We start from the raw sequence: 14983 nt of genomic DNA on the forward strand, positions 1-14983 counted from the left end.
GGGCACCTTTTGCAAGTCAATTGGGCGTCTTTTAGAAGCCAAAAGAGCATGTATTAAAAATCAAGATGTGAAAAATTATGACAAAGTAATAGGCTATTAGCTGTATTGAGCTTATTGGGCTTATTAGCCTAATTGGATCAATTAGCCTTATTAGGCATATTAGGCTAATAGAAATAATTAGGCTTATTAGCCTTAAATAGTACCTTATTAGATACTAACAAAAAAGCAACAGGCGTTTACAGAAGATGATGAATGTGATAGGTATTATCACTTACCATCGGCTGTAAACGCCTGTCTTATTAATTCTTTTACCGCTATTTATTAATTTTCAAAAGCCTCTGCCTCAGCAGCTGCAATAATAGCTTCGCGGTCAATAGACTTAGAATGAGAAATATCAGAGAGGTCAAAATCCTCATTGTTAGCCTTCTTTTCTTCCTCAACAGAGGAATCAGTTAGTTCTTCTTTCACTTCATCAGCAGCCGATGATTTCTCATCAAAGACCTCTGTTTGGAAAGGATTCTCATGTTTCTCAACCTTTGGTTCAGAACCTTCAATGAAGTTCATGTCCTGTGAAGTCTCAGGAACATTGAGCACTGGTTCTTCTTCCATCTTTGTACGGTTGGCTTTGGCGGCAAAAACCTCATCTATAAACTGGGGCTCACGACGCAAACGCTGGAGCGTAAGTTTGGAAGCCTCTTGCTGGCTTTCCTTCTTAGAATAACCGTGTCCCTCTCCACATGGAATACCCTCCATAATCACTTGGAAATGGAAAGTAGGACTACCCTGTTTATCCTTTTGGTTTTCAATCAACTTGAACTCCATATTGACCTTATTTTTCTGGCTCCACTCGATGAGTTTTGACTTGAAGTTCACCTCCTTGTAAGCAACCTTATCAATATTGATAAGCTTCCCAAGGACTTGTTGCTTCATAAACTTCATACAAGCATTGTAGCCATGATCAAGATAGAGAGCGCCTACGAGTGCCTCAAAAGCATTACCCCCTAAATAACTGTTATGCGAAGACGTCTGCCCGTTAGAGAGAATCAACTGTCCGATTCCCATCTCTTTTGCCAGGCGATTTAGCGTATCGCGTTGTACTATCTTTGAACGAGTGTTTGTCAGGAAACCTTCACGCTTGCCTGGGAAGTGATCATAAACGATGTCACCGACAATGGCATCGAGAATAGCATCACCAAGAAACTCAAGGCGTTCATTGTTTACTGGCTTACCCTTTGCGTTACGACGCGCTACGCTCTTGTGCAAGAGTGCAGTCTTATAATAACTGATATCGTGAGGAATAATGCCGATAATTTGGTACAAAGACAAATAAAGCTCCTTCTCCTTACGGAAAGGGAGCTTTATTCTATCAATTATATTATTCAGCATACTTCTTGAATACAACACAAGCATTGTGACCACCGAAACCGAAGGTGTTGCTCAGTGCAGCACGTACCTCACGTTTCTGTGCCTTGTTGAACGTAAAGTTCAAGTTGTAATCCAATTCAGGATCCTTATCATCTTCCTCATGGTTGATAGTTGGAGGAACGATATCTTCCTTCACAGACATGACACAAGCCAAAGCCTCTACAGCACCAGCTGCACCGAGGAGGTGACCTGTCATACTCTTTGTAGAAGAGATGTTCAACTTGTAAGCAGCATCACCAAACAAAGCCTTGATAGCCTTTGCCTCTGAGATATCACCTACAGGAGTTGATGTACCGTGAACGTTGATATAGTCGATATCCTCTGGCTTCAAACCTGCATCCTCAAGTGCTGCCTTCATAACGAGCTTAGCACCAAGACCCTCTGGGTGAGAAGCAGTAATATGATGAGCGTCAGCTGACTCGCCTTCACCAACCATCTCTGCGTAAATCTTAGCACCACGAGCCTTTGCATGCTCCAACTCCTCAAGGATAAGACAACCAGCACCCTCACCCATTACGAAGCCATCGCGGCTTGCAGAGAATGGACGTGAAGCGTGCTCTGGATCATCATTGCGTGTAGAAAGTGCATGCATAGCATTGAAACCACCTACACCACAAGCGCAAATAGCAGCCTCAGCACCACCACTAACGATAATATCAGCCTTACCAAGACGAATCTGGTTGAATGCTGAAGCCAAAGCGTTAGTTGAAGAAGCACAAGCAGATGTTGTTGTATAGTTAGGACCGTGGAATCCATACAGCATACTAATCTGACCAGAAGCGATATCTGCAATCATCTTCGGAATGAAGAAAGGATTGAACTTAGGACCATTCTCTGGATGCTGTGCGTAATAACTCACCTCATCTTCGAATGTCTTAATACCACCAATACCTACACCGTAGATTACACCTACGCGGTTCTTGTCAACCTTCTCTAAGTCGAAGTTAGCGTCCTTAACACCCTGAATAGCACTAATCATAGCCAACTGAGTGTAGCGGTCGAGCTTACGAGCCTCCTTACGGTCAATGTAATCATTGATGTTAAGGTCTTTTACCTCACAAGCAAACTTCGTCTTGAACTGGGTTGTATCGAAATGTGTAATAGGAGCAGCACCACTCTTACCTGCCAGCATGTTCTGCCAAGTCTCCTCTGGAGTGTTACCCAATGGAGTAACGGCGCCAAGACCTGTTACAACTACTCTTTTTAATTCCATGCGTGAAATATAAATTAAAAAAGTAAAGTTAAAAAAAAAGCCAAGCAAAGGCATACGCTTTGCTTGGTACTTTTATCTTGAGTAAACCTTACTTAGCGTTCTCCTCGATGTAAGAGATAGCGTCGCCTACTGTAGAGATCTTCTCAGCCTTATCGTCTGGAATAGAAATACCGAACTCCTTCTCGAACTCCATGATGAGCTCTACTGTATCCAAAGAGTCAGCACCGAGGTCGTTTGTGAAACTTGCCTCTGGTTTTACCTCAGCCTCATCAACGCCGAGCTTCTCTACGATAATAGCCTTTACTTTTGATTCAATTTCTGACATAATTGTAAGTTTTAAAATGTTTAATATTGATTTCCAAATTCAAAATGCGTTGCAAAGGAACTGTTTTTTTTCCATGTGTGCAAGTTTTTTTATTAAAAATACACTATCTATTGCACAAACCATATAGCTTTGTGCATATTTTTGGGCGTTTTTACACTTAATTGTACGATAAATCAAACAATTATATCGGATTATTCAAAACTTTATTTATGCCACTACTTGGAATTAAACTGATCTTATAAACTACTACACCTTATTATTATTAAGACGAAAATACAATGATGTTGTTTGTTATCACTCATCATGCGTATTCTATCCGACATAGTAAAGCACTGTTAATTGCCTTTTATAGTTTAGGCATAGTTTACTTTTTGCAAGCTTATAAAGCATCCGCACCATTGGTGTTAAGCGTTCGCACCATACGTGCTAAGCATCCGCACCATATGTGCTGAACCTCCATACGATGATTAAAAGGTTAATTATAACTCGTCCACAAATAGGGAATTGAGGTTTACATAAATAAGGTTCTTCCGAAATATGGAGTGATAAACTAAAACGCTTATATAATAAGGCACACAGAGCTACGGAGAGGACGGAGATAAAGGCAATGTCACAGAGGTGCCGATGGCACAAAGAGCGACTGAGGTGTAGCGTACATATTTCTGATAACTCTTTTAGTATGAACGCTTTGTATATAAATTGCTAAAAGAAGTGGCAAACTATCTCCGTCGCTCCACGCACCGACGGTGCCTCCGTGACTACCAGTGCTTGCTTTGATATCCCTCCGTACTCTCCGTCCCTCTGTGTGACATTCCGTCAGAGACCTAAGCTTAAGTGGAAAACCTTATCACTTCAAAATCCTGAAGATTCAAAAAATAAACGGAATTCAATCGTAGATAGTCAGTGCGGAAAAATAATTTTCCTGTCACTCCTGTCATCTTTTATAAACTTATAAACACTTAATTTACAAGTAGTTAATACAAACTGTTAAAATGACAGTAAACGAAATATAAACTTATTGTATAGATATGTGGTATATTCAGAGGAGCTTATAAGCGCATGAAATCCACTTAGAAGGAATATTCCATACCGAATCTTGTCCGTCTTTATGACTTGACATAGCCACTACTCCTACATTGTAAAGACAGACAAGCTACTCAATAAGAAAATAAAATATGTTTAGGCGCTCATGACTGATTTGAGATTAAGCGATTAACAATGAAAAACAAGAGTTTTTATTTTGTCCTTTAAGGAATTTACTTTATATTTGCAGAATAAACAGAAAAATAAAAACCGAATGTCATTTACAAAACATTGTAACGAGATTTTCAATCAGGCAATCCGTGATTATCATATTACGGACAACGTAGATACGCCGATTAATAACCCTTACGACAGAGATTCCATTGAAAACCGTCTCTATCTGAAATGCTGGATTGACACAGTACAGTGGCACTTCGAGGACCTTATCCGCGACCCACATATCAACCCAGACGAAGGAATGAGTCTCAAGCATCGTATTGACCGCTCTAACCAGGACCGTACAGACCTTGTTGAGCAGATTGACTCGTATTTCCGTCAGCTCTACTCTGACGTGACTCCACTCCCAGATGCAACTATCAATACCGAGAGTCCAGCATGGGCAGTTGACCGTTTGTCTATCCTTGCATTGAAAATTTATCACATGAAGGAGCAGACTGAGCGCAAGGATGCTTCAGCTGAGCACATTGAGAAATGTAAGTCTAAGCTGAATATCCTCCTCGAACAACAGAAGGACCTCAGTCTTGCCATCGACCAATTGCTCGATGACATTGAGCATGGCCGTAAGTACATGAAGGTTTATCGTCAGATGAAAATGTACAACGACCCTGCTACCAATCCGATTCTTTACAACAAGAAATAAAATGATACCCCTCCCACTCTGCATAGGGAGGGGTGTAATTACTCGCTCAGAGTAAACATCAATGTGCTTTATTAGTTATTGAATAAGCATATCTTATTGCTTATCTTTATCAATAATAACCTTTTTCCTCTATTCTTTATCCTGCTTATTCATTTCTGTTAGCCTATGAAAACCCCACATATTCTTATCATCCGATTCTCTGCTATGGGCGACATTGCTATGACAGTTCCCATCGTTTATTCGCTTGCAAAGCAGTATCCAGAGGTGAGAATAAGTGTGCTTTCTCGTCCTTTTGCACAGCCATTCTTTCAGCATTTAGCACCAAATGTCGACTTTATGGCTGCCGATTTGAAAGAAGAATATAAAGGTTTTGGAGGATTAAACGCACTTTACCGTCGGTTGGTAGCAAAGCAATTTACAGCTGTAGCCGATTTCCATAACGTGCTTCGAACCCGTTTCCTCCGCTTACGTTTCCTTATCGATGGTAAATCTGTGGCACATATCAATAAGCATAAGCAAGGAAAGAAGCTACTCTGTCGGGAAGAAAATAAGGTTTTCATACAGCAGCCTACCTCTTTTCAAAACTATGCTGACGTACTCGAAGCATTAGGCTATCCTATTAAACCTGAATTTACGAGTATCTTCCCTGCTGAAGGTGGAGACTTACAGCTTCTCCCTAATATAATAGGTGTAAAGCAACCATCGGAACGATGGATAGGTATAGCACCATTTGCAGCCCATGCAGGTAAGATGTATCCACAGGAAAAGATGGAACTTGTGGTGCGAAAACTTACTGAGAAACATCCTTCTTGGCGTATCTTCCTCTTTGGTGGTGGTAAACAAGAAATAGAAGTATTGAACCAATGGGCAGCACAATATCCGCAATGTCTCTGTGTTGCTAACGTCCTTAAAGGACTCGAAAAGGAACTCATCCTTATGAGTCATCTCGACACAATGGTCTCAATGGATAGTGCTAACATGCACCTTGCTTCTCTCACTGGTACACGCGTGGTAAGTGTATGGGGTGCAACCCATCCTTATTGTGGATTTATGGGTTGGCAACAGAAGGAAGAAGATGCTGTTCAAATCAATACACTCTCTTGCCGTCCTTGTTCTGTCTTTGGTAACAAGCCCTGCCATCGGGCTGACTTCGCTTGTATGAATAATATTCTTCCAGAAGAGATTATTCAGCGTATTGAAGAGGGATTGTAGTAAGATAAAATAACAGTTAGATTACAAATAATAAACAAGGTGATTTTTTTAAAAGCAAGAGTATGAAACAATTTATTCTTTTATTCGTCTTTCTCCTTACCCTCCTATCCTCCTGTTGTAATAAGACTTGTCAAAAATTAACAGACAATAATCCATTAGATAGTCTTGTTCTTGTTGACACTACAGAGATGAAATCAGCCTTTTTGGGATGTATTCATCGTTTTATTAAGCAATATCCTAAGGATAGTACGTTTATTCTTAAATGTGGATATGGATACGAAGATCGCGGTATTTTTACAAATGGGGTCTATATCAACAGTGACGTTTTTCTTATCTATCCTGCTTATTATGACGCGTTTATGGATGGAGGATGGACTGTTGATGATATGTATCCTTCACATTATTTCAAGATAGACAACCGCATCGTCTTCCTCTGCTCACGTTCAGATTCCTTTATGAAGCAGGAGAAATACCGGAAAGCCTACCATCAGATAGTGTCTGATAGACTACGTAAACACTATGAGGATTTAGCTTTTATCCTTGTTGAACATAAAGACAATAAGGCTACATTGTTGTCAAGTTCAAAGCTCCAAAGCTTACGGATGAGTCATCAGATGACGAATAAGCTTATCAAGCAGAAGAGCAAGGCGATTTTTATTTGATAAAGAGATAAACTATAATTTTATATAGCGAAATAAATGCTTTTTGTAAGCAATAAATAGAGATTTTGAACAGCTAAAAGTATTTCAATTTTAAACAAAAAGAACACTTAATTCTTTTCTATTTTGGAAAACAATCAAAAGTAAATTTGTTCTCAAAATATTCCGTTTTGGATAACTATCATATCAGTTTTTTTTCTTAACTTTGTCCATACAAAAACCCGCTAAAAGGCGTAAGTTACTAATAATATGTTACTTACATGTAAATAAGTAAGTCTCAATAGCGAATTGAAGTAGTACAAAATAGAAAACTTTATAAAAGAAGTAATGAATATAACAAAACGTAATGGAGAAGTAGAAGTCTATAATAACGAAAAGATTTCAATAGCCATTAAAAAGAGTTTTATCAGCACCGGAAAGGATATTTCAGACAGTGAGATAGCCGGAATGGTAAGCGAAGTAGAGCAGTTCATCAAAGAGAACCCTGAACTGCGCACTGTGGAGGATATCCAGAACCGTGTAGAGAAGTGTCTTATGGCACATGGTCATTACGATGAAGCAAAGAATTATATTCTCTTCCGCTATCAGCGTAATGAGCAGCGACAAGCTATTAATTACATTGTGTGGACTGCTGACGATCGTGAGTTGGCTGATGTATTGCACAGTGTAGCCCGAGAATACCGCGAGCGTTCTTATAGTATGGTGACTCTTCAGGAGAAGTTCTCAAGTTTCACTAAGCCTGGTATGTCACAGAAAGACTCAATTGATGCACTTATCAAGGCTGCTGTAGAATTGACAACACCAGAGGCTCCAGCATGGGAGATGATTTCAGCACGTATTCTTTCTTATCGTTCTGAAAAGAAAATCACCCGTTTGGAGGAAGAGTTGGGACTCAAGACCTTCTATCGTAAGGTTAAATATATGACCGAAGAAGGACTTTATGGTGATTATATTCTTCAGAACTATAGTGAAGAAGAAATCAACGAGGCTGCTACTTTCATTGACCCTGAACGCAATAAGCTCCTTAATTATTCAGGTCTTGATCTACTTCTAAAGCGTTATGTTATAAAGAATTACTCTGGTAAAGTAATTGAGCGTGTACAGGAAATGTTCCTTGGAATTGCACTTCATCTTGCTATGCCAGAGAAGGAAGACCGTCTTATGTGGGTACGTCGCATCTATGACTTGCTCAGTAAGTTAGAAGTAACGATGGCAACCCCTACCCTCTCTAACTCTCGTAAGCCAAGTCATCAGCTTTCAAGTTGCTTCATTGACACCGTACCAGACAGTTTGGATGGTATCTATCGTAGCTTGGACAACTTCTCACAGGTGAGCAAGTTTGGCGGTGGTATGGGTATGTACTTCGGTAAGGTACGTGCAACAGGTGGTAATATCCGTGGTTTCAAGGGTGTAGCAGGTGGTGTAATCCGCTGGATGCGACTCGTTAATGACACTGCTGTAGCTGTTGATCAGTTGGGTATGCGCCAAGGTGCTGTAGCCGTTTACTTAGATGTATGGCATAAAGACCTACCAGAATTCCTACAACTTCGTACCAACAACGGTGACGATCGTATGAAGGCACACGACATCTTCCCAGCAATTTGCTATCCAGACTTATTCTGGAAGATGGCAGAGGAAGACATGAATCAGAACTGGTCACTCTTCTGTCCTAACGAAATTATGCGTATCAAGGGTTATTGTCTTGAGGATTGTTATGGCGAAGAGTGGGAACGTAAGTACCTTGATTGTGTGAATGATCAGCGTCTTTCACGTCGTGTTATTAGCATTAAGGATATTGTTAGATTGGTTCTTCGTTCTGCTGTTGAGACTGGAACACCATTTACCTTCAACCGTGACACGGTGAACAGAGCTAATCCTAACGCTCATAAGGGTATGATTTACTGCTCTAATCTCTGTACAGAGATAGCTCAGAACATGGCTCCTATTGAGACAGTATCTAAGGAAGTAGAGACAAAGGATGGTGATACCGTTGTTGTTACAACTACTCGTCCAGGTGAGTTTGTCGTATGTAACTTGGCAAGTTTGTCACTTGGTAGACTTCCATTGGAGGATGAGGAGAAGATGAAAGAAAAGGTAGCAACCGTTGTTCGTGCACTCGACAACGTTATCAACCTTAACTTCTATCCTGTTCCTTATGCACAACTTACTAACCAGCGTTATCGTTCTATTGGCTTGGGTATTAGTGGTTATCACCATGCTCTTGCTAAACGTCGCATCAAGTGGGAGAGTGAAGAGCATTTGGAGTTTATGGATAAGGTGTTCGAGACTATCAACCGAGCAGCTATTCTTGCGAGCTCAAACCTCGCTAAGGAGAAGGGAAGCTATCAATTCTTTGAGGGAAGTGACTGGCAAACAGGTATCTACTTTGATAAGCGTGGTTATGACAGTGCTGAATGGCAGGATGTTCGTAAGACAGTTGCCTTGCAGGGTATGCGTAATGCTTATCTTCTTGCAGTTGCTCCAACCAGCAGTACAAGTATTATTGCAGGTACAACAGCCGGCTTAGACCCAATCATGAAGCGTTTCTTCTTAGAAGAGAAGAAGGGAAGTATGCTTCCACGTGTTGCTCCTGAGCTTTCAGATGAGACCTACTGGATGTATAAGAGTGCTTATCTTATCAACCAAAAATGGAGTGTTCGTGCTTCTGGTGTACGTCAGCGTCATATCGACCAGGCACAGAGTATGAACCTCTATATCACCAATGACTTCACAATGCGTCAGATACTCGACCTTTACCTACTTGCTTGGAAAGAGGGTGTTAAGACTATCTACTATGTGCGTAGTAAGTCATTAGAGGTGGAAGAGTGTGAGAGCTGCTCATCATAATTCACAATTCATAATCCATAATTCATAATTATGATTACTTTCTTTGTGGAATATTAGAATAATAACAGAGTTTAGTAAACTTATAAATAGGACAAATAACCCAATTAATATAAAGTTTACATCACTAATCATAATTATGAATTCTGAATTTTGAATTCTGAATTAAACAATTAATGGATTTAATATATAAGAAATAATGGATAATCAATTAAAACGTAATACCTTATTCAATCCTTCAGGCGATATAGAATTGCGCTTGAGACGAATGATTGGTGGCAATACTACTAATTTGAATGACTTCAATAATATGAAGTATTCATGGGTAAGTGACTGGTACAGACAGGCAATGAATAACTTCTGGATTCCAGAAGAAATCAATCTTTCACAAGACTTTAAGGATTATCCACGTCTTGAAAAGGCTGAACGTACAGCCTATGATAAGATTCTGAGCTTCCTTGTCTTCCTTGATTCTCTTCAGAGCAATAACCTCCCAACCCTTAGTGAGTATATCACTGCGAATGAGGTAAACCTCTGTCTGCATATTCAGGCATTCCAAGAGTGTATCCATAGTCAGAGTTATAGCTACATGCTCGACACTATCTGTAGTCCTGAAGAGCGTAACGACATTCTTTATCAGTGGAAGACCGATGAGCACCTCTTGAACCGTAATAAGTTTATTGGTGACTGTTACAATGAGTTCCATGAGAAAAGAGATAAGTTCAGCTTGATGAAAACACTCATTGCTAACTTCATCCTTGAAGGTATTTACTTCTACAGCGGATTTATGTTCTTCTATAATCTCAGCCGAAATGGTAAGATGTCGGGTTCTGCACAGGAGATTCGCTATATCAACCGAGATGAGAATACACATCTATGGTTGTTCCGTAGCATTATTCTTGAGCTGAAGAAAGAGGAGCCTGATATGTTTACTCCAGAGAAGATAAAGGTTTATGAGGATATGATGCGTGAGGGTGTACGTCAGGAGATAGCATGGGGACAATACGTTATCGGCAACGATGTACAGGGTCTTAACGCTCAGATGGTGTCTGATTATATCCGTTATTTGGGTAATCTTCGCTGGTCTGGACTTGGCTTCGGTTTCCTCTATGACGACAACCAAAAAGAACCAGAGAACATGAAGTGGGTTGGTCAGTATTCAAATGCCAACATGGTAAAGACCGACTTCTTCGAAGCTAAGAGTACAGCTTACGCCAAGAGTACTGCATTAATTGATGACTTGTAAGTCTTAATTGAGAATTCATAATTCACAATTCATAATTATAATTACTCCTTATTGCTAATGTTATGTTTAGGATTTTCCTTTCATAACACCCAAAATAAGTAATCATAATTATGAATTGTGAATTTTGAATTATGAATTTCTTTTTATCCAAAGTACGAACTATAACCATGAAAGACATCAACTATATTCTATTTACTTTTGGTATTTTGCCTCTTCAATAATCATAAGTTGTTTTACAATTACCAATATACTGCAACGTAATTAACACATAACACCATTAGTGTTAACCCTTAGCACACTATGTGCGGAGCATCAGCACAACGCTTAAAGATGGCATATAGACTGATTAGAACTATTATAATACATCGCAGAACACAAATGATTCCTTTATAAGGGAACATTTACTAAACAATACTTATACAGATATTGAACTAATAACTGTTGATAACTCTGTGGAAAACTATGTTGATAACTATTTTATAACTCTGTGGATATCCACACAAGAACAGAAGAAGAAGCTTCTATGTGGATATCCACAAGGTTATTAATGCAGTTTTATAGAAGTTTTACACAACTTTCATATCAAAAAAGATATAAACTTATTATCTTTGCATCAATTGTGGATAATGTGGATAACTCAGTATAATACCTGAATATCAAACGATAGAAATGAGGATAACTTGTTAATAAAGTAACCTCTAAGTTTGATAACTATTCTGGCAAGAAAATGGCTGAAAAGTTCTGCACTAATCCACAGCCTATCATACTAAAACATTCTTTTTTCTTTTAAAAGAGAAATAAAGAATAATATTAAAGTTGAACGGATAAAACGGAGAATATGAAAAAGTTGAAGATTTATATAGTTTGTCTCTTTGCGATGATTGCCGTCAGTGCCACCGCACAGTGTACATTCCGTAACACGGCTTTTAGCAGTGGAGAGTATCTTACCTACAACCTTTATTATAACTGGAAGTTTATTTGGGTAAAGGCAGGTACAGCTTCTTGGTACACGGTTTCCTCTACTTATAAGGGTATTCCGGCTTATCGTGCTTCGTTGACGACACGTGGTAATGGTAAACTTGACGATTACTTTGTATTACGTGACACGTTACTTACTTATAATTCAAAGCAGATGGAGCCACTCTACTTCCGTAAGGGAGCAAGGGAAGGAAAGCGATATACGGTAGATGAGATATTCTATACTTATCCAAATGGTAAATGTAAGCTACGCCAGCACAGAATCAATAACGAAGGAAAACATCAATGGATGGAGAATACCTACGATGATTGTTGTTTCGATATGATGAGTATCTTCTTGCGTGCACGTAGTTTTAATCCAGAGAACTGGAAGAAAGGTGAGGTGGTGAAGTTCCCTATCGTAGATGGAAATAGCCGCCATGCCGGTCGTATAGTTTACGGTGGTAAGGAGAATATCAAGGCTGACAATAATCATAAGTATCGTTGTTTGCGTCTCACCTATTATGAATATGAGGATGATAAGTGGCGTGAAATAGCTAATTTCTATGTAACAGACGACAGCAACCATATCCCTGTTCGTCTTGATATGAGTTTGAAGTTCGGATCAGCTAAGGCCTTCCTTGTTTCTATGAAGGGAATTAATAGTCCGATTACATCAGAGGTAAAATAGCAAAAACCGAGGTAAGTTCCTTTCTTATATATAAAGAATAAGGGCTTATAACGTACGATATAAAACTATTCCTTATACTTATAGGGGTATAACGTGACATAAGCGTTATGCCCCTATAATCGTATGATAGAGTTGAGATTGACTTCATATGTATTCCACCTTATTTCCACTTCTTCTCGCTTATATCGAATTAATTATGTAATTTTGCAGAAAATAAGCAGCATACGATAAAGAGAAAGGAAACTTCCTTTGCGCTCGTTAGCTTTATTTTTGTACAAAAGAAATAAACGTTTATTTAAGATATGGCATTAAAATGTGGTATAGTAGGACTGCCAAACGTAGGTAAGTCCACACTTTTCAACTGCTTGAGCAGTGCCAAAGCACAAGCAGCTAACTTCCCTTTCTGTACGATTGAGCCGAACCTCGGCGTAATTACCGTTCCAGACGAGCGTTTGAATAAGCTCGCTGAGATTGTTCATCCGGGACGAATCGTACCTGCTACCTGTGAGATTGTCGACATTGCAGGACTCGTTAAGGGTGCTTCAAAGGGTGAAGGATTGGGTAACAAGTTCCTTGGTAATATCCGCGAGTGCGATGCTATCATTCATGTAATCCGCTGTTTCGAGGACGATAACGTGGTACGTGAGGGTGGTATGGCAGTCAACCCGATTGAAGATAAGGAGATTATCGATACAGAGTTGCAGCTCAAAGACCTTGAAACCATCGAGGCACAGCTTGCTAAACAGCAGAAGGTTGCTGCTGCAGGCAATAAAGATGCTAAGGTAATGGTATCTGTCTTGGAGGCTTATAGAGAAGTGTTAGAGCAGGGTAAGAATGCTCGTAGCGTTGAGTTTGAAAGCAAGGAAGAACAGCAAGCAGCCCACGACCTCTTCCTCCTGACAACAAAACCTGTACTTTACGTTTGCAATGTAGACGAATCAAGTGCGAAGACAGGTAATGAATACAGTCAGATGATTGAGAAGATTGCAGCTGAGGAAGGTGCTGAAGCAATGATCATCGCTGCTAAGACAGAGGAGGATATCGCTTCTTTGGAGAGCTATGAGGATAAGAAAATGTTCCTTGACGAACTTGGCTTGGAAGAAAGTGGTGTGAGCCGACTTATCAATAAAGCATATCATCTGCTCAACCTTCAGACCTTTATCACCGCTGGTGAGATGGAAGTAAAGGCATGGACCTTCCATAAGGGCTGGAAAGCACCGCAGTGTGCGGGTGTTATCCATACCGACTTTGAGAAGGGTTTTATTCGTGCAGAGGTCATTAAGTACGACGATTACATTAAATATGGTTCTGAGGCAGCTATTCGTGAGGCTGGTAAACTTGGTATCGAAGGTAAGGAATACGTTGTACAAGACGGTGACATCATGCACTTTAGATTTAATGTATAGCCCCTATTTAACCCCTCTCTGCTAAGAGAGGGGATAATTATTGGTGCTATCTTCACTTTTAATAGCATAACTATGAACAATCTACTTTATATTGCATGGCAGCCAAGTGAAGTGATTTTCCAGCTTGGTTCTCTTCCTATTCGTTGGTATGGAATGTGTTGGTTAGTAGGTCTTGCCTTGGGATATTTTATGATGCAGTGGCTTTTTAAGCGTCATAAATTCCCTCCATCACAGTTTGATCCACTCTTTCTTTATGTCTTCTTTGGCGTACTGATTGGTGCCCGCTTAGGTCATTGTCTCTTTTATGAGCCAGAGGAGTTCCTCACTTCTTGGAAAGGAATCATGACTATCTTTATTCCTATCCGTGAAATGGCTGACGGTTCATGGAAGTATGTGGGTTATCAAGGACTTGCATCGCATGGTGGAGTGGCTGGATTACTGATTGCCCTCTTCCTTTATATTCGCAAGACGAAGATGAATACGTGGGTAGTACTTGACTTCTTCGGTATCGTATCAGGTATCACAGCCTGCTTTATTCGCCTTGGAAACCTGATGAATTCAGAGATTATTGGTAAGGTAACAGACGTTCCTTGGGCTTTTATCTTCTATAATGTAGACAATAAACCACGTCATCCGGGACAGCTCTATGAGGCAATAGCCTACTTAATTATCTTCCTTTTTATTTACTTCGTATATAGGAAATATCCTAAGAAAGTGGGTACAGGACTTTATTTCGGACTCTGTCTAACGCTCATTTTCACCTTCCGTTTCTTTATAGAATACACGAAGGAGATACAAGAAGCATTTGAGGCAGGTTTGCCAATCGATATGGGACAGATATTAAGTATTCCTCTTATTGCCCTCGGTGTATGGTCAATCTTACGCTCAAGAGGGAAAGAAGGAAAACTACCATAAGCCGCTTTCGACTACGAATTACGCTAATTGCACGAATATTCCTTATCAATGAGTATTCGTGCAATTAGTTTTATGAATAGTAATTAGTTGAAGTTTGTAAACTATTTTTATGCTGTTCAAAACCAATACATACTCTTTTAGCTTCTAAAAGACGCCCTTTTGGCTTGCAAAAGGTGCCCTTTAAGAC

Annotated in this window: 11 protein-coding genes; 8 read left to right on the forward strand and 3 right to left on the reverse strand. The window is 39.7% G+C overall.

What is annotated here, in order from left to right; translation table 11 throughout:
- Positions 1-321: 321 nt before the first annotated feature.
- The 3 genes from rnc to HMPREF1505_RS05145 all read right to left on the reverse strand — a co-directional run bounded on the left by rnc (position 322) and on the right by HMPREF1505_RS05145 (position 2963).
- On the reverse strand, positions 322-1386 hold the full coding sequence (gene rnc / locus HMPREF1505_RS05135) for a ribonuclease III (protein ID WP_036923499.1): 1065 nt from the start codon (positions 1384-1386) through the stop codon (positions 322-324).
- Entirely contained in the window at positions 1376-2638 is a 1263-nt protein-coding gene (gene fabF, locus HMPREF1505_RS05140) for a beta-ketoacyl-ACP synthase II (protein WP_036923509.1), read from the reverse strand. The genes rnc and fabF overlap by 11 nt, the downstream gene beginning before the upstream one ends.
- An 88-nt stretch (positions 2639-2726) precedes the next feature.
- Positions 2727-2963, reverse strand: coding sequence for an acyl carrier protein (locus HMPREF1505_RS05145; RefSeq protein WP_004358972.1), 237 nt, complete (start codon positions 2961-2963; stop codon positions 2727-2729).
- 1297 nt (positions 2964-4260) lie between these two features.
- Here HMPREF1505_RS05145 and HMPREF1505_RS05150 point away from each other — a divergent pair.
- From HMPREF1505_RS05150 to lgt, 8 genes are all read left to right on the forward strand, one after another.
- A complete protein-coding gene (locus HMPREF1505_RS05150) occupies positions 4261-4866 on the forward strand; it encodes a DUF4254 domain-containing protein (RefSeq protein WP_036923500.1) in 606 nt (201 codons plus the stop codon).
- Between the two features lie 165 nt (positions 4867-5031).
- Positions 5032-6078 carry a glycosyltransferase family 9 protein gene (locus HMPREF1505_RS05155; protein WP_036923501.1) on the forward strand — a complete coding sequence of 349 codons (1047 nt, stop codon included), beginning with the start codon at positions 5032-5034 and terminating at the stop codon, positions 6076-6078.
- A 62-nt stretch (positions 6079-6140) separates the two neighbouring features.
- A complete protein-coding gene (locus HMPREF1505_RS13435) occupies positions 6141-6740 on the forward strand; it encodes a hypothetical protein (RefSeq protein WP_051412326.1) in 600 nt (199 codons plus the stop codon).
- Between the two features lie 324 nt (positions 6741-7064).
- Positions 7065-9584, forward strand: coding sequence for a ribonucleoside-diphosphate reductase subunit alpha (locus HMPREF1505_RS05165; protein WP_036923502.1), 2520 nt, complete (start codon positions 7065-7067; stop codon positions 9582-9584).
- A 196-nt stretch (positions 9585-9780) separates the two neighbouring features.
- Positions 9781-10827 carry a ribonucleotide-diphosphate reductase subunit beta gene (locus HMPREF1505_RS05170; protein ID WP_004358967.1) on the forward strand — a complete coding sequence of 349 codons (1047 nt, stop codon included), beginning with the start codon at positions 9781-9783 and terminating at the stop codon, positions 10825-10827.
- An 838-nt stretch (positions 10828-11665) separates the two neighbouring features.
- Positions 11666-12475, forward strand: coding sequence for a DUF3108 domain-containing protein (locus HMPREF1505_RS05175; RefSeq protein WP_036923503.1), 810 nt, complete (start codon positions 11666-11668; stop codon positions 12473-12475).
- A 302-nt stretch (positions 12476-12777) separates the two neighbouring features.
- Positions 12778-13881, forward strand: coding sequence for a redox-regulated ATPase YchF (gene ychF / locus HMPREF1505_RS05180; protein ID WP_036923505.1), 1104 nt, complete (start codon positions 12778-12780; stop codon positions 13879-13881).
- A 72-nt stretch (positions 13882-13953) separates the two neighbouring features.
- A complete protein-coding gene (gene lgt, locus HMPREF1505_RS05185; protein WP_036923507.1) occupies positions 13954-14796 on the forward strand; it encodes a prolipoprotein diacylglyceryl transferase in 843 nt (280 codons plus the stop codon).
- The last annotated feature ends 187 nt before the right edge of the window (positions 14797-14983 follow it).

The sequence above is a fragment of the Prevotella sp. ICM33 genome, assembly GCF_000517825.1.
Taxonomy (GTDB): domain Bacteria; phylum Bacteroidota; class Bacteroidia; order Bacteroidales; family Bacteroidaceae; genus Prevotella; species Prevotella melaninogenica.